General features: G+C 45.1%; 15 protein-coding genes. 12 read left to right on the top strand and 3 right to left on the bottom strand.

Annotated features, from left to right (window positions below):
* From hutI to OH459_RS07215, 5 genes are all read left to right on the top strand, one after another.
* Entirely contained in the window at positions 1-1,251 is a 1,251-nt protein-coding gene (gene hutI / locus OH459_RS07235) for an imidazolonepropionase (protein ID WP_017190337.1), read from the top strand.
* A 1-nt stretch (position 1,252) separates the two neighbouring features.
* The gene (gene hutG, locus OH459_RS07230; RefSeq protein ID WP_269986169.1) at positions 1,253-2,266 is read left to right on the top strand and encodes a formimidoylglutamase; all 1,014 of its coding nucleotides are present in this window, start codon (positions 1,253-1,255) and stop codon (positions 2,264-2,266) included.
* Positions 2,267-2,379: 113 nt separating this feature from the next.
* Positions 2,380-4,077: a urocanate hydratase gene (hutU, locus tag OH459_RS07225; protein ID WP_009700165.1), complete on the top strand. Its 1,698-nt coding sequence runs from the start codon at positions 2,380-2,382 to the stop codon at positions 4,075-4,077.
* Positions 4,078-4,088: 11 nt separating this feature from the next.
* Positions 4,089-5,624: a histidine ammonia-lyase gene (hutH, locus tag OH459_RS07220; RefSeq protein ID WP_269986168.1), complete on the top strand. Its 1,536-nt coding sequence runs from the start codon at positions 4,089-4,091 to the stop codon at positions 5,622-5,624.
* Positions 5,625-6,193: 569 nt separating this feature from the next.
* Positions 6,194-6,919, top strand: a complete 726-nt coding sequence (locus tag OH459_RS07215) for a DUF3581 domain-containing protein (protein ID WP_009697345.1) — start codon at positions 6,194-6,196, stop codon at positions 6,917-6,919.
* 82 nt (positions 6,920-7,001) lie between these two features.
* Here the strand turns inward: OH459_RS07215 and OH459_RS07210 are convergent, their stop codons facing one another.
* Positions 7,002-7,463 (bottom strand): methyltransferase family protein, encoded by a 462-nt coding sequence (locus OH459_RS07210; protein ID WP_005445612.1) that lies wholly within the window; start codon positions 7,461-7,463, stop codon positions 7,002-7,004.
* A 92-nt stretch (positions 7,464-7,555) separates the two neighbouring features.
* Positions 7,556-10,591 (bottom strand): D-2-hydroxyglutarate dehydrogenase YdiJ, encoded by a 3,036-nt coding sequence (gene ydiJ / locus OH459_RS07205; protein WP_269986166.1) that lies wholly within the window; start codon positions 10,589-10,591, stop codon positions 7,556-7,558.
* A 259-nt stretch (positions 10,592-10,850) separates the two neighbouring features.
* On the opposite strand from ydiJ, the gene OH459_RS07200 reads away from it, so the two are divergent.
* From OH459_RS07200 to OH459_RS07170, 7 genes are all read left to right on the top strand, one after another.
* The gene (locus tag OH459_RS07200) at positions 10,851-11,534 is read left to right on the top strand and encodes a DUF3334 family protein (protein WP_009697342.1); all 684 of its coding nucleotides are present in this window, start codon (positions 10,851-10,853) and stop codon (positions 11,532-11,534) included.
* Between the two features lie 145 nt (positions 11,535-11,679).
* A complete protein-coding gene (locus tag OH459_RS07195) occupies positions 11,680-12,375 on the top strand; it encodes a DUF2786 domain-containing protein (protein WP_005445617.1) in 696 nt (231 codons plus the stop codon).
* 165 nt (positions 12,376-12,540) lie between these two features.
* Complete coding sequence (locus tag OH459_RS07190) at positions 12,541-13,200, top strand: OmpA family protein (protein WP_017190341.1); 660 nt, start codon at positions 12,541-12,543, stop codon at positions 13,198-13,200.
* 76 nt (positions 13,201-13,276) lie between these two features.
* Positions 13,277-14,254 carry a J domain-containing protein gene (locus tag OH459_RS07185; protein ID WP_038897616.1) on the top strand — a complete coding sequence of 326 codons (978 nt, stop codon included), beginning with the start codon at positions 13,277-13,279 and terminating at the stop codon, positions 14,252-14,254.
* A gap of 181 nt (positions 14,255-14,435) precedes the next feature.
* Entirely contained in the window at positions 14,436-14,621 is a 186-nt protein-coding gene (locus OH459_RS07180) for a hypothetical protein (RefSeq protein WP_005445621.1), read from the top strand.
* A gap of 361 nt (positions 14,622-14,982) precedes the next feature.
* Positions 14,983-15,375, top strand: a complete 393-nt coding sequence (locus OH459_RS07175) for a SulA-like leucine-rich domain-containing protein (RefSeq protein WP_009697340.1) — start codon at positions 14,983-14,985, stop codon at positions 15,373-15,375.
* 203 nt (positions 15,376-15,578) lie between these two features.
* Positions 15,579-16,682: a phosphoribosylaminoimidazolesuccinocarboxamide synthase gene (locus tag OH459_RS07170; RefSeq protein WP_005445626.1), complete on the top strand. Its 1,104-nt coding sequence runs from the start codon at positions 15,579-15,581 to the stop codon at positions 16,680-16,682.
* 294 nt (positions 16,683-16,976) lie between these two features.
* On the opposite strand, the gene OH459_RS07165 is transcribed toward OH459_RS07170, so the two are convergent.
* The gene (locus OH459_RS07165) at positions 16,977-17,378 is read right to left on the bottom strand and encodes a DUF6793 family protein (protein WP_269986164.1); all 402 of its coding nucleotides are present in this window, start codon (positions 17,376-17,378) and stop codon (positions 16,977-16,979) included.
* Positions 17,379-17,472: the final 94 nt, after the last annotated feature.

Here is a 17,472-nt window from a genome sequence, read left to right as displayed (position 1 = left end):
ATGGATCTGTTGATTGAGAACGCCCGTTTGGTCACGATGCAAGAAGGAGAACATGGTTACCTGCCTTCTCCTCCTGCCCGCGTTGGCATTCGTTCGGGAAAAATCGTTGCCATCAGTACCACAGAAAAAGGCAAAGACAGTGCACAAACCGAATCCATTCTGAATCCAGATCATTACGAACAAACGCTTGACCTTCAAAACAGGTTGTTACTGCCAGGGTTAATAGATTGCCACACCCACCTCGTATACGCGGGTAATCGAGCCAACGAATTTGAAATGCGCCTCAATGATGTGCCTTACGAAACAATCGCCAAGCAAGGTGGCGGTATTCTCTCTACCGTTTATGCCACACGAACCGCAACTAAAGAACAACTAATTGAGCTCGCTTTGCCACGCCTTGACGGTTTGATTGCAAGCGGCGTCACGTCGATTGAAGTCAAATCCGGTTATGGATTAACTCTGGATGATGAAATAAAAATGCTACGTGCAGCCAAAGCCTTGGAACATGAACGTAAGGTTAAGATCACAACCACCTTACTCGCTGCTCATGCGCTTCCTCCAGAATATAAAGATTGCGCTGACGACTATATTCAGCATATTTGTGACGACATTATTCCTCTTGTCGCTCAAGAAAATCTCGCCACCAGCGTCGATGTGTTTTGCGAATCGATAGGCTTTAACTTAGAGCAAACCGAACGCGTCTTTCAATCGGCTACCCAACACGGGTTAAGAGTGAAAGGCCATACTGAGCAGCTTTCTATGCTTGGCGGTACCGCTTTAACCGCTCAATACAATGGTCTGTCTGCCGATCACATCGAATACCTAGATGAACAAGGCGTAATAGCTTTAGCCAACTCTCCAACGGTTGCGACGCTGCTCCCCGGCGCGTATTACTTCCTACGTGAAACCCAATTACCACCGATTGATTTACTCAGAGAACACAAGGTTCCAATGGCGATTGCAACAGACATCAACCCAGGAACATCCCCGTTTGCCGATTTAACCTTGATGATGAACATGGCATGCACACTTTTCCGTTTAACACCACAAGAGGCATTGCGTGGTGTTACGCAAAACGCTGCAAAAGCATTGGGTTACGGAGAATCTCGTGGCGTCATTGATATTGGCTGTGACGCCGATTTCTCCATCTGGGATATCGAGCATCCAGCAGACCTCAGCTATCAAGTCGGTGCAAAACGCTTAGTAGGTCGTATAGTGAATGGTGAATACGTTTCCCACGGAGGGCATTAAAATGTCTCAATCCGATGTAAATCACCCACCCTTTCACTGGCAAGGTCGTCAAGATACCGAAGATGGAGAACAACGAAAGCGTGTCCACCACGTGATCAAAAATATCTCCACCGAAGAACTACCACATTTAAGCGAAGGCGTTTCAATACTTGGCTTTGCTACCGACGCAGGTGTGGCGCGTAACAAAGGTCGCATTGGTGCGAAGAAGTCACCAGATTTAATCCGTCGTGCCTTAGCCAATCTTGCATGGCATCAGGACGCGCCACTTTACGATATAGGAACCGTCGTTTGTGAAGACGATTTACTAGAGTCAAGTCAGAATCTGTGCGCGCATACTATTGCTCAAGTCCTACCCTATAGCCCTGTCGTCGTCTTGGGTGGAGGGCACGAAATTGCGTGGGCTTCATTTTCTGGATTGGCCAAATACTTCAAAACCCATCACCCAGATAAGCAGCCAAAAATCGGTATCATCAATTTCGATGCACACTTTGACTTACGCGCTTTTGAAAGCCCCATTGCAGAGGTAAAGCCAAGTTCTGGTACACCATTCAATCAGATCCATCATTTTTGTCAGCGTAACGATTGGGCATTTCATTACGCCTGCATAGGTGTCAGCCGCAGCAGCAATACTCAGGCTCTTTTTCAAAAAGCAGATCAACTCAACGTCTGGTACGTGGAGGATAATCAGCTTTGTTACATGAACCACAGCTATCATTTAACCCAGCTCCAGCACTTTATCGATGACTGTGATTATCTCTATCTGACGATTGATTTGGACGTATTTCCAGCGGCAACTGCACCTGGGGTAAGCGCACCGGCAGCGAGAGGCGTGAGCTACGACATCCTTGCACCGTTTCTCGATCGAATACTGCATTACAAGAACAAACTCATGTTGGCAGACATTGCAGAGTACAACCCCACTTATGACGTCGATAGCCAAACGGCTCGATTGGCAGCACGTCTGTGCTGGGATATTGCCAATGCCATGGCAGAGAAAGACCATAAACCCAAATAACCGAATTCAATAACACTTAACTCGAATAATGGTTAGTTCTCATGCCAAGTTATTTGAGGAGAAGTAGCCAAGCAGAGACTTGGATATAAACGTGAAACTAAAGGAGTCTTAAAATGACACAGCGCCAGGGACAAGATCCACGACTTGATACAAGCAGAACAATTCGTGCTCCACACGGTACACAACTGCGCGCCAAATCTTGGCTGACGGAAGCGCCACTTCGTATGCTGATGAACAACCTTGATCCAGATGTAGCCGAGCACCCTCACTCGCTTGTCGTTTATGGTGGCATTGGTCGAGCAGCACGAAATTGGGAATGCTTCGATAAGATTGTTGAAGTGTTAGAAAGACTCGACGATGACCAAACTTTACTCGTCCAATCAGGCAAACCTGTCGGCGTTTTTCCGACGCATAAAAACGCGCCGCGCGTGCTGATTGCGAACTCAAACTTAGTGCCACATTGGGCGAATTGGGAACACTTCAATGAGCTCGATAAAGAAGGCTTGATGATGTACGGTCAAATGACCGCAGGCAGCTGGATTTACATTGGCTCACAAGGCATTGTTCAAGGTACTTATGAAACCTTTGTGTCTGTGGCGAAAAAGCACTTTAAGGGTGATGCCAAAGGTCGCTGGATCTTAACTGGGGGCCTTGGTGGCATGGGTGGTGCTCAACCTCTTGCTGGCACCATGGCTGGCTTTTCCATGATTGCGGTCGAGTGTGACGAATCACGCATCGATTACCGCCTACGTACCGGTTATGTTGACAAAAAAGCAACGTCTTTGGATGAGGCACTAGCGATGATCAAAGAATCTGACGCACCAATTTCAGTTGGTCTACTGGGCAATGCAGCAGATATCTTCCCAGAGCTTGTAGAACGTAACATCACACCAGACGTAGTAACAGACCAAACCTCTGCGCACGATCCATTGAATGGTTACTTACCTCAAGGTTGGAGCATGTCACATGCAGCAGACATGCGTTTACAAGATGAAGCAAGCGTAGTTAAAGCAGCCAAACAGTCGATGGCGATTCAAGTGAAAGCTATGTTGGAGCTTCAAAACCGAGGCGCGGCAACGCTCGATTACGGAAATAACATCCGTCAAATGGCTTTAGAAGAAGGCATTGAGAACGCGTTTGACTTCCCTGGCTTTGTACCAGCTTACATTCGCCCGTTATTCTGTGAAGGCATCGGACCGTTCCGCTGGGCAGCATTATCTGGCGATCCAGAGGACATCTACAAAACCGACCAAAAAGTGAAAGAGCTGATCCCAGATAACCCACATCTACATAACTGGCTAGACATGGCACGCGAACGCATTCAGTTCCAAGGTCTACCAGCACGTATCTGCTGGGTTGGGTTGAAAGATCGAGAACGTTTAGGTCAAGCCTTTAATGAAATGGTGAAAAACGGTGAGCTCAAAGCCCCTGTCGTCATTGGTCGTGACCATCTAGACTCAGGGTCTGTAGCAAGCCCGAACCGTGAAACCGAAGGCATGATGGATGGCTCAGACGCCGTTTCAGACTGGCCACTACTAAACGCATTGCTGAATACCGCAGGGGGTGCGACATGGGTATCTCTTCACCATGGTGGTGGCGTAGGTATGGGCTTCTCACAACACTCTGGCATGGTGATTTGTTGTGACGGCAGTGATGACGCGTCGGAGCGCATTGCACGTGTTCTACATAATGACCCAGCAACGGGGGTTATGCGTCACGCTGATGCAGGATACGACATCGCAAAACAATGTGCAGCTGAGCAAAAACTGGATTTACCAATGCTCAATGAAGAACTGAAAAAGCTGAAGTAAGGATGAAAGACATGCTCAATTTAACGCTAAAGCCAGGTCATATTAGCTTAAACGAACTACGCCAAGTGAGCCGCTCACCCGTAAACCTTACTCTGGATCCAAACGCGATTCCAGCAATAGAAGAAAGCACTCAAGTGGTCGATCGAGTGATTGCAGAAGACCGGACGGTTTATGGCATTAACACCGGCTTCGGTTTGCTAGCAAATACACGCATTGCGCCAGAAGATTTGGAAACACTGCAGCGCAGTATCGTGCTTTCTCATGCGGCTGGTATCGGCAAGTTCATGTCAGACGAAACCGTTCGTTTGATGATGGTATTAAAGATCAACAGCCTCGCCCGTGGCTTCTCTGGCTTACGCTTAAAAGTCATCAACATGTTGATTGATTTGGTGAATGCTCAGGTCTACCCATGCGTCCCTCAAAAGGGTTCTGTAGGCGCATCTGGTGACTTAGCGCCATTAGCTCATATGAGTACGGTTCTTCTTGGTGAAGGTCAAGCTCGCCATAATGGCAAAGTGATTTCAGGTCTAGAAGCACTGCAAATCGCCGGTCTTGAGCCAATCACTCTTGCTCCAAAAGAAGGGTTAGCACTGCTTAATGGTACTCAAGCGTCAACAGCATTTGCACTAGAAGGTTTGTTCATTGCCGAGGACCTGTTCTCATCAGCGACGGTTTGTGGTGCGATGTCAGTAGAAGCGGCTTTAGGCAGTCGTCGTCCGTTCGACCCACGTATCCATCGTGTTCGTGGTCATCGAAGCCAAATGGATGCCGCCTGGGCGTACCGCCACCTGTTAGAGGCGACCAGCGAGATTGGTGAATCTCATACCAACTGTGAGAAGGTACAAGATCCTTATTCACTGCGTTGCCAACCTCAAGTAATGGGAGCTTGTTTGCAGCAAATTCGCAATGCAGCAGACATTCTACAAGTGGAGGCCAACTCTGTGTCGGATAACCCGTTGGTCTTTGCGGAAGATGATGACATCATCTCCGGCGGTAACTTCCATGCAGAGCCAGTCGCTATGGCAGCGGATAACCTTGCACTTGCGATTGCTGAAATTGGTAGCTTGTCAGAGCGACGCATGGCACTGCTTATAGATAGCGCTCTATCTAAGCTTCCTCCCTTCTTGGTCGACAATGGCGGCGTGAACTCCGGCTTTATGATTGCTCAGGTGACATCGGCAGCATTGGCAAGTGAAAACAAAACATTGGCTCACCCAGCTTCTGTCGATAGTTTGCCAACATCCGCAAACCAAGAAGATCACGTTTCGATGGCTACTTTTGCTGCTCGTCGTTTAAAGGAAATGGGAGAGAATACACGTGGCATTTTGGCGGTTGAATACTTGTCAGCTGCTCAAGGGCTAGATTTCCGTGCGCCAAACAAATCTTCAGAGCGTATCGAAATTGCCAAGCAAATGCTGCGTGAGAAAGTGTCGTTCTACGATAAAGACCGCTACTTCGCGCCAGATATCGAGCAAGCCAATGCACTACTCAAGCTCGCTCTGCACAACGCATTAATGCCAGAAAGCTTACTACCAAGCGTGCATTAATTCATAGTGAGTGATGACTTTAAAGGCTCCTGCGTGGAGCCTTTATTGTATTTATATATACCCAAGTAACCTCGAGATGCTAGGTTCAGCGAGAATGACTTGGTTTGTAGACGCGGCGGCGATTTAAAGGTCTAGTGGATCTAAATCAAGAATCGCCAATAAAATATACAAGCCAAGGTCCTTACTATTTGTAAAGAGTACCCTTTGGAAGCGTGTCATTGACTCGCTTTTCTATTAAACCAATGGCTAAGTCAAACAACTTGGAAATAGCAGGCTGTTACGCTGCGTTGTTTTCCTTGCTTGCTTTCGGTAAGTAGGGAATCAATGACAACGCTCTGAACCCTGCATCTTGAAATCACTTGGGTATATACTCATCGCCCGAAGCGAATGGTAAATTCCTGATTTATAGCCATACTGAATAATGTGACACAAAAGCACTCTTTTTGATGCTTAATTGCCCTGCGTTATCGTTTCATTGTTAAGATACAGTGAAGTTTTCACTGGATGGACCATTGCTACGCAGATATTCGCATATAATCCCTGACAGTTTTGGTTACTACGTAAAAATTATGTTTCTAACACCTTATTTTTCAAACACTAATCACCAATTTCAGTTCACTCGTGAGCAAGCAAGTCACTTCGCTAAACGCGTCGCTGGTGATTACAATCCTATCCATGATGAAGACAACAAACGCTTTTGTGTGCCGGGCGATTTACTTTTTGCCGTATTGCTAAGCAAAGAAGGGGTAAGCCAAAAGATGCGTTTCGATTTCTCCGGAATGGTGAACGATGGCGTAGCGCTTCATATCGAGAATAAGTGTGAAAAAGAAAGTGCCGTAGTCGATGAAGCAGGTAAAGAATACCTGCACATGTCTCGTGAAGGCGAAACTAACCTCAACCCTGAGTTCATTGAACACGTGGTGACTAACTACGTTCAATTCTCTGGCATGAACTTCCCTCACATCATGGTTCCTCTGATGGAAGAGAAACAAATGATGATCAACTGCCAACGACCATTAGTGATCTACGAAAGCATGGAAGTAGAATTCAGTCGTTTAGACCTAGCTCATCCAGAAGTAGATTTCACTGGTGCGACGTTCGATGTTGAAGGTAAGCGCGGCGTAGTAACACTAAACTTTGCCTTCAAAGAAGATGGCGAAGTTGTTGGCAAAGGCATCAAGCGCATGGTTGCGAGTGGTCTTAAGCCATACGACCAAGATGCAGTGGACGATTTGGTTCAACGCTTTAACGAGCGCAAGGATGCCTTCCTAGCAAAGTTTGCTAAGGCAGCATAATCATCCCACTGCCGACAGATTTCAAAAAGAAAGCCCAGCGTATGGCTGGGCTTTCTTTCATCTGTAACTCGGTATCTTTGCGTCAAATCCAGCGACGCACTTGGTTTTTATAATCCAAATAGTCTTCGCCAAACAACCTCTCTAACGCACGTTCTTCTGGCTTTATTTGATAACGGTTCATGTAGGCCACAAACAATACACCACATAAAATGACGCTTAAGTGTTGCCACCACAAACCTATAGCGACAATAACTAATAATAACGCCACATACATTGGGTTACGCGTGTAGGCAAAAACGCCGGAATCCACCACTAGTGAAGCCGTCTCTGGTTTAACCGGATTTACGGTCGTCTTTGCTTTGCGAAATTCATAAACACCAGCAATACCGATAAAACCAGCAAGAATAATGAGCCCCGCCGTAACGAACTCGACAAACGGCACTGTAATTTTCATTTCAGGCATCGCTTCTTTTAACCCATACATCAGCAGTATCATCAAGAAAAATAGAGCGACAGGCGGCACTTTAAGCTCAAGCTTTTTCAATCTTCATATCCTTATGAAAGTAAAAACAGATTCATGTTCAGTTACATAGCACTAATGGCAACAAGCCCAGTAAAACTGGGCTTGAGTAAACGTTATAACAAGGTTAGCAAAGCTTGCACTGGGTGTTTAGGTTTGATGCCTTCAAAACGCTTTACTTGGCTTCGACAGGAATACCCAGTAATCAAGCATCGGTCATTATCAAGCTTATCTAAATTTGGTTTCCAGCTTAGATCATAGATATCACGAGACATAGTTAGCTTATCCACTTCATGGCCAAAAGTGCCCGCCATACCACAACAGCCTACAGGCATAGTATTCAAGATCGCACCAAAGTGAGCAAAGATTGCACCCCACTCTTTCTCAGCATTTGGCATTTTTGTTTTCTCAGTACAATGCGCAAACAAATACCAAGGTGCTTGCTCTTTGGTATCTAAAGCCTCGAACTCGCTCAGTCTTGGATGAAGCCATTCATGAGCAGTTAAAACATCAAACTGACCACGCTTACTGCCCAATACCTCAGCATACTCATCGCGATAACAAAGCACTAGCGCGGGATCAACACCCACCATTGGAATGTCTAAATCCGCAACCATCTCCAAGAACTTAGCGGTATCTTGAGCGGTGTGCTTGAACTGGCGTAAGAAACCTTTAATGTGCTGTGCTTTGCCATTTGGCTTAAATGGCAAAAGAACAGGGTTCATACCCAACTTCTTAACCAGCTTGATAAAGTCTTCCACCACCTCAGCATCGTAGTAGCTGGTAAATGGGTCTTGTACAATCAGTACATGCTGTTGTTTGTCCTCACTTGATAAACCACTCAGCACTTGAAGATCATAAGCCGTCGTTAACGTGTCTACACGATCCTTCAAAGTAGGCACAGACAGCAACGGTGCATCGACATAACCCACAGTAGATGCCGTTAAACTTTGCACCCAAGACTGCTTAAGCACTCCATTCACAAGCGTTGGGGCTTTTGCCATTAAGGGCAGCATCGACTCAATGTTCGACACCAAGTAATCTTTTGCCGGACGTTGGTAGCGCGAGTGATAGATGTTTAGGAAACGAGAGCGGAAGCTAGGCACATCAACCTTGATAGGACACTGACTCGCACACGCTTTACATGCAAGACAACCATTCATTGCCTCGTATACTTCGTGAGAGAAATCATACTCATGACGACGATTGATTGAATGACGTACACGGTCGATCATGGTTTTGATAGGCGTTTTATTTTCTAGCGTCTGCTTCTCTAAGTCGAGAATATCAATGCCTTGCTCTGTCAACTGACGTAACCATTCACGCACCAAACCTGCTCGCCCTTTTGGTGAATGGCGACGATCTGCTGTCACTTTCATCGAAGGGCACATCGGCGAGCTCGTGTCGTAGTTAAAACATAAGCCGTTCCCGTTACACTCCATTGCCTGCTTGAAGCTATCACGCACCTGAACGTCAATCTGACGGTCGAAGTAGCCACGTTTCGTATCCGTGACTTTCACAAGTTCTGCATCGCTGTTTAACGGTGTACAGATTTTGCCAGGGTTCATTTTATTGTGCGGGTCGAACGCCGCTTTCACACGTCGTAGCTCGGTAAACAGTTCCTCACCGAAGAACTCAGGTCCATATTCAGAACGAAAACCTTTTCCGTGCTCACCCCACATCAAGCCACCGTATTTGGCCACCAGCTTAACAACCTCGTCTGAGATTTCATGCATTAAGGCTTCTTGATGAGGATCGCATAAATCCAATGCAGGACGGACGTGAAGTACGCCAGCGTCTACATGACCAAACATACCGTAGTTGAGTGACTTCGCATCCAGCAGTTCACGGAACTCAACAATAAAGTCCGCTAGGTTCTCTGGCGGCACACAAGTGTCTTCCGCGAACGCTACCGGCTTAGCACGCCCTTTCGCGGCCCCCAACAGCCCCACAGCCTTTTTACGCATGTTGTATATACGCCCGATGCTCGCAACATCATTACATACTTGATATCCAATAATGCCCGCTTCTTCGGTCTCTAGCATGCTATCAAGTCTGCTCGTCAGGGAGGACACTTGCGCGGCAACTTCCTCTTCATCTTGACCTGCGTATTCCACCATATTGATGCCAAGCATCTCTTTGTTGGGAACATCAGTGATCAGGTCGCTGACGGTGTGCCAGACAATGTCTTGTTTGGCAAGGTTAAGCACCTTAGAGTCAACGGTTTCGACTGATAGAGCATTTGCCTCAACCATAAATGGAGCGTTACGCAATGCAGAGTCAAAACTGTTGTATTTTACGTTCACTAACGTTCGAGCTTTAGGGATGCGAGTTAAGTTAAGTTTTGCCTCGGTAATGAATGCCAACGAACCCTCAGCCCCACACAATACGCGAGTAATATCAAAACGATCTTCCTGCTCATCAAACGCGTTCTTTAGGTCATAACCGGTTAGAAATCGATTTAATGGTGGAAACTTATCATTAATTTGCTGACGATTATCACGACACACCGCTTCGGTAATGCGCATCGCGTTGTGGGCAAATTCACCTTCAATGGGCATACCATGAGACAGATCCGATTCTAAGATGGAACCGTCAGCAAACACCGCTTGCAGTGACAAAACATGATCTGACGTTTTACCGTATTTGAGAGAACCTTGACCAGATGCATCGGTATTGATCATCCCACCAATCGTTGCTCGGTTACTGGTCGATAAGTCTGGTGAAAAGAAGTAACCATATGGGCGCACAGCATCGTTGAGTTGGTCTTTGACCACTCCCGTTTGAACACGCACCCAACCTTGCTCTTCGTTAACCTCTAACACTTTATTCATGTGACGCGACAAGTCGACCACAATGCCTTTGGTTAACGACTGTCCATTGGTACCTGTTCCGCCTCCACGTGGTGAAAACGTTATACGTTCATAAGCTTCCTTATTGCTCAACCGACCAATAAGGGAGACATCTTGAGTGTTTTTGGGGTGAACAACAGCCTGAGGAAGTTGCTGGTAGACACTGTTATCGGTGGCTACCGCAAGGCGGCTAGAATACTGGCTTTCAATATCGCCAGTGAACCCGGATTGCTCAAGTTCTTTGAGAAAACTCAGAACAAGAGGATCGACATCCGTTTGCGAGTGTAATCTTGGTAACATTTGCTTCCTGCCCCTACTGCGCTGATCCAATCAGCTGCGGGTTATGTAATTTTTAAGCACCCACGCCTCGGAACTACACCGTCAACAGCAGAAGACAGAGACATGAATGAGGTAATATTCTTTGAATTACGTCACTTTACAACATTTAAAAAGGCGTTCAAATCAGAATCTCCAAACAAGAATTAAACTTATGCTTTATTTTTTGAGGCTTGATGCCTTACATTGAAAGGGAAATAGCCCTTTAATATGAGCTTTCAGGATGAAAAAAAATAAAGTTGTAACCACTGAAGATATCCTTCTAAAACTTTGCCAGTCGGTTTCTGGCGTTCTTACTTCGGCGACTTCCTCTCAAGTTAACTACTCAGCAATGGTGCAAAAGATCAACAAAACCAGCCTCAAGCCGGATTTTGGTTGTTTTGTACTGTTTGACGGTGGGTTTACTGGATTGGTGGTCATTAACTTTACTGCTAAAGCGGCACTGGAGGTCTACACCAACTACATGCGCAATATGGGCATGCCAGAAGAGGAGTTAGCGATCTCGCACACCTCTGACGAAGTAGGTGATGTTCTTGGTGAGCTGATGAATCAGCTGGTTGGCGACTTCACCAACAAGATCCGCAAAGAGCTACAAACCAACATTACTCAAAATCAACCCAAAATGTTGGCTCTGAATAAACAGGTAATTTTGCAAGTAGACACCAACCTCGACCGACCTCAAGCGCGTCGCGTGACCTTCTCTACGGCAAATAACAACATTTTCTACTTAGAACTTGCGATGGATAAAACCGAGTTTATTCAGCTTGAAGAGTTTGAGGTGGCGGAAGACGAGAGTCCAGACGACATTTTAGAAGCGACTCGCAAAAGTATGGAAGACAAGCAAGCGTCACAATCAAGTGGTTCTAAAAATGACGCAGATGATCTGTTAGACCAGTTAGGTTTATAACGTTTCAATCGCTATTAACACCGTATTAAGCCCCTTTTAATAAGGGGCTTTCTTTTTGCTCACAGTTCGCCTTTCTGGCGTTTTTAGTGCGAAAAAGGTAATATGTCCGACTTCTTAAATTTTCTGCTCTTGGTACTGTTCATCGATGGATAAACAAAAAGCTCTGAAGAAAATCGCCAAATGTTTAGAACTGGGTAATTCCGCCAACGTCAATGAGGCTGCAAACGCCATCAAAATGGCGCATCGTTTGATGCTTAAATACGGGTTGGATAAAGATGACATTGAGTTTATCAAGATGGGTAAGACGCAATCGTCACACCTGCTGCCAGCCAACATCAGTTCAACATTGCTGCGTGTGATCCGCGGTATTAACACTAAATTTGGTGTCGAGGCAGTACTTCTAAACCATAAAGGATTAAAACGAGTTGAGTTTATCGGTGAAGCAGACCGTGCGATTTTTGCTGCATTTGCATTCGATATTATCTATCGTGAAATGAACGAAAGTACTGGTCAGTTTCGTAACAGCTTTGCCGGTTCAGGCACCTCATCAATGGAAGTCACTCGTCGCGTGAACTCTTTTGTTTCAGGTTGGGTTGAAGGAGCACTTGAGAAACTACCAGTGATCTCCCCTGATGAAGAGTCCGCAAATAAGATCAATAACTACATTGATAAAGAATTTAAAAACATCGACCGAGAGACGTTCAAGAAACAACTCAAAGAAGCGATGAAAAACCTCACAGCAGATTATGAAGTTGGCCTAAAGAAGGGTCGTAAGGTCTCCGTTAACCGCGGAGTGGGCGGAGAGCAAGCGAGAAAAATGTTGGATAACCCATCGAAGTGAGCCTATCACTGGTTATTCAATCGCCAACTATCAGAAAAAGCTGACGAACGTCCTATCAATCTGACGTTCACATAACAAATATCAATACCTTCTATTCCATAATTCACATCCCATTATGAGGCGCCATTGCGCCTCGGCTTATACGGAGATTTTCCTTTGAAAAAGATGTCTATTGCACTTGCGCTAGTGCTGGCTCTTACAGGCTGTCAAGCAACCCAACGCCAAAACGCAACCACAGGTGAATACGAAACAAATTCCACCACACAAGGTGCGCTTATCGGTGCGATTGCTGGCGCAGCAATCGGTCTTGCGACGGGCGACAATGCAAAAGAACGTCGTCAACATGCATTAATTGGCGCTGCAGCTGGTGGCGCAACTGGTGCTGGCATTGGTTACTACTTTGACCAACAAGAAGCAGAATTGCGTCGTGCACTACTGAATTCAGGTGTGCAAGTTGAACGCGTAGGTGAAAACAAACTGCTTCTTCGCATGGAAAACGGCATTGGCTTCTCTTCAAGCTCTTACCAATTAGACGCAAGCATCCATAACACACTACGTGGCGTGGCGCGCATTCTGGTTGAATACCCAGACACTAGCCTTGTGATCGATGGTTACACCGACAGTACTGGTAGCGATTCTTACAACCAAACGCTATCTGAGCGTCGTGCTGAATCGGTACGTCAATACCTAGTATCACAAAACGTCGCAGCAGGTCGTGCAATCGCACGTGGCTACGGTGAGCGTAACCCAATTTGCTCAAACCAAACTTCTGAAGGTCGTGCTTGCAACCGTCGTGTTGAAATCCAGATCTTGCCACTGAAGTAATTTGGTTGCACCATATCGGTAATAACTAAAATTACCGGAGCAGGTCTAGCGATAAGCGCTAGACCTGACATACCTCATGTGTTTCAAAACTTTTGCCCTTTCTCTGGTATTGATGACCAGTCTGACGGGCGCAGCATTCGCCTCCCAAAACCCAACTCAGCCTGAGGCGCAATTCGAACTAGCGCAGCAGCTGGCTCTATCCCCTAATCCAACTTCACCTAATGACGCACGCTATTGGTTAGAACAATCGGCACATCAAGGGTATATTCCAGCGCAAAAGCAGTTAGCCGAAGACTACGCTAGAGGTTTAACCGGAGACGTAGATTACACCTTAGCAGTGTATTGGTTTACATCAGTGGCACTGGATGATCCAAACGATCGCGGGTTCTTGTTGGCTGATTTTGTAGAACATCATCAGCAAGAAGTATCAAACGCCGATTTGGTTGAAGCCTGGTATCAGCTTTCGGCTTTAAAAAACCCACAAGCAGAGCAAGCGTACAATCAATTTTTGGAAGCGCGGTTTAACCAATTACGAGCTAAACAAGTATCGGAAATCGTCGAGTTAGACAAAAAAGCCACCGACGAAGAAGAACAAGACCAAAAACAAGCGAAGTCCACGCAACAAGCACAAGAGTCCACACTTTGGTACTTCTTTGGCGCCCTAGGTGCTGCTTTAGTAATTGCTGGAGGCGCATTCGCAACTCGTCGACATCGTCAGAATATCAATGTAAATACCGCCCACCAAGTATCCAGAACGCTGCAGTTAGAAACTCAAACTAAAGAACTTGAATTTGCAAATAAGCAGCTTAAACGTCAACTTGAAAAGGTATTCAAAGAGTTTAGGAAGATCAAAGGTCAATCGGAAGGACACAGATTGGCTGTAGCATGCGCCATGTTCGGTTATACCCCACAGAGTATCCCAGACAGTAAAGCAGTGAAATTGCGCTACAGACAACTATCAAAGCTCTATCATCCTGATTCCAGAGGAAGTGAAGAAGAAATGAAGCGTTTAAATCAGGCGTTTAAAACCATTTCACAGAATGTTACAAAATAGTAAAACCAAGTCAACCCCCTTTAACATGCGAGCTTTTCTGCCTCTAAAATAAAGGCTCGCAATCGATCTCCCTCTCAAACAAATTAACAGACATTTAACCTAGCTATCTTTTGTATGCCATAATACTTGGCGAAAAATAACACCTAGCGACTCAAAATTCATGTAGGTGGGGAGAAAATCAATGTTCACTGAAGAAGGCACCTGTGACTGGTGCAAAAAACCTAGCTTTGTTACTCGTCATGATTACCTAGATGGTAAATACCATCGTTCTTGCAAATCTTGCTACGACATCGCCAAAATTGATGTGCGCCTCTTTAACCAAGGTGAATTGCAAATGCGTGAACGTATGGTTCAGCGAGCAAGCTAACCACAACAAATCAATGGAACTGATTTTCAAAGGCGCCTTGTTTAAGGCGCTTTTTTGATCGTATCAGCTTACCACTTTCCATCCTGTCTTTTCGTCTCCGAGTCAAATCCTACTGTACAACCCCTGTCTATACAGTAGAAAAACACTGTATAGACAGGAAGCGCAATGTCGATAAGTTCACATTTTCTCACACTGCCAATCTACACTCGATAATAACTTTATTTCTATAATTCAACAACTTAACAAAAATCCAAGCAATAAACATGCGACATTTATCCTAAGTCATCGATAAAAATGGGTTGATCAGACTTCGAAAACAAACTACTGTATACACATACAGCATGTATAAAGGAACAGTAAGATGCAGTTACAAAGTCAAACTCATACATACTCTCGCTACAACGTATTGGCGCAAGCAACACAACCGATGGATGTCTCTGACCAACTTCTTTCTCAGTTGGCAGTATTATCTCAGCAACAGCAGTGGATTTTGTTTACTGCTCAGTGCCCGCGTCCTGATTTTGAGCAACTTGCTGCTTCTAATATTCGCTGTCAAAACATCATTCAGATGAAGCCATCTCAGCAACTTTCTGAAGTGGAAATCGTTATTAAAGCCATCCAATCTGGCAATGCTAGCGCAGTTGTTGCTTCGAATGAGATTGCTCTTATCAATCAATCTATGCTTCGTGACATCGCTCAGCGTTATCAGTGCGAAGTCTTTTTCGTCGAAGGCCGTCCAAGCCAATACCACTAATAATATCGACGTTATCCATCCTGCATCTCGCCTCCTTTTAAGGGGGCTTTTTTATACCAAAGTAAAATGAAGCAAACGTTTGCTTTTTCTCTGGCGAGTTAAAATAGTTCTGGTATGATGCCCTCATTCGGTTTATTCAGTGCGCACTGTGCGCTGAGTAAGTTCTCTTTCTGACGTTTGATTAAGATGATAGGAATGTCGCAATGAGCCTTGCTAATCAAGTACTTGCCGTCAATGACGACCTGCCAATTCGCACTCACAAGCCCGTCCACAGCGGAAAAGTTCGCTCTGTTTACTGGTTAACAGAAAAAGACAGCGCACGACTGATCAAAGAAAAAGGATACGACGTCGCCCCAGATGCGCCCTTGGCCATTATGGTAATCAGCGATCGCATCTCAGCATTCGATTGTATCTGGCACGGAGAAGGAGGACTAAAAGGCGTTCCGGGTAAAGGAGCAGCGCTGAACGCAATTTCAAATCACTGGTTTAAACTGTTTAAAGAAAACGGTCTTGCAGATAGCCATATTTTAGATATCCCCCACCCGTTTGTCTGGATTGTACAAAAAGCCAAACCAGTTAAGATTGAAGCTATCTGTCGTAAGTACATTACGGGCTCTATGTGGCGTGCTTATGCAAATGGTGAACGCAACTTCTGTGGTATTCAGCTTCCAGAAGGTCTTGAAAAAGATAAAATGTTGCCAGAGCTACTAATGACACCTTCAACCAAAGGTATCTTGAAAGGCATTCCTGACGTCCCTGAAGCTGATGACGTGAACATCACTCGCGAAAATATCGTGGACAACTTTGCAGCTTTCAACTTCTCTCATGCAGAAGACATAGCGCAGTACGAGAAGCTACTCAAAGAAGGCTTTAACGTGATCAGTCATGCACTGGAAGCCATCGACCAAACCTTTGTTGATACTAAGTTCGAGTTCGGTTACGTACACGATGCCGCAGGTAATGAAAAACTAATTTATATGGATGAAGTTGGCACACCTGATTCATCGCGAATTTGGGATACCAAAGCGTATCAAAAAGGTCAAATCGTCGAAAACTCGAAAGAAGGTTTCCGTCAATTCCTGCTAAACCACTTCCCTGACCCAGATATTTTACTTAATAAAGAGCGTATGTCAGAACGTGAAGCATTGGCTCGCAACAACGAATTGCCAGTCGAATCTTTAATGGATATCTCTCGTACTTACATTGGTATTGCAGAAAAAATTACCGGAAAGCCAATTACATTAAGCCAAAACCCTAAAGCTGAAATCATAGAGATTTTAAGTAAAGACTATGGCTTAATTGACTAAGCTACCCATTGCCGTTTACTGGCAGTATAGTCTCGATTAAAAAAGCCCGCACATTGCGGGTTTTTGTTTTTATTCGTTTGCATTTAGCTAACTTAATAAATGTTTCGTAAGTAACGCATTGTTCAGCTTCGGCCCAATGTGAAGACAGGACAGGTCTTCAGAATACAACTTTGAGAGTCGAGTGACAACGTAACCATAACAAGGACTACTATACCAAGTTAAATAGTGTGTTTATACCCAAATTCAAAGTAAATATGATTGAGTTAAATACTCTTGAGTTCTATATCGACAGGCTCAAGCAATCTCTTTTTCCAATGTTTCTATAACCCTTTTAGCATCTCTCAGCGAAGCCCCCATCTCTTTTCTATAAAGACGAATAGCTTTTAATTTAGCCCCGGATTTAACCGCATCACACACCTCGATTGAGACACCAAACCGTTGATCGACCTCTAAACCTGATTGTTCCAATAAGAGATCTATCTTGCGCTCAATTGTCTTTTGTCGATACTTAATTGAAGAGAACTCGTTTTGTCCCCAAAATACAGCAAAAGCTAATATGCCTAACATCCACTCCACAAAGCCCTCCTTTGACACACGTTGCTCCCCTAAACAGGAAAAGTTGTGAAGAATAAAACCAATAATTAACATGAGTTCAATTGCTTCGGTATAACTATCTCTAATTACGCCAGTAATCATGGCTTTTACTGCGATGCACCTTCAAGCTTCTTGAATTAGAAGGCATGGTTAAAACGAAATAACTCACTTTTTCGTAGTCCATCGCCATACCGAT

Origin of the sequence: Vibrio sp. MM46 (genome assembly GCF_027587135.1) — a bacterium.
Classification (GTDB): domain Bacteria; phylum Pseudomonadota; class Gammaproteobacteria; order Enterobacterales; family Vibrionaceae; genus Vibrio; species Vibrio harveyi.
The sequence above is the reverse complement of the archived record's forward strand: the minus strand, read 5'-3'. Positions and strand labels throughout refer to the sequence as shown.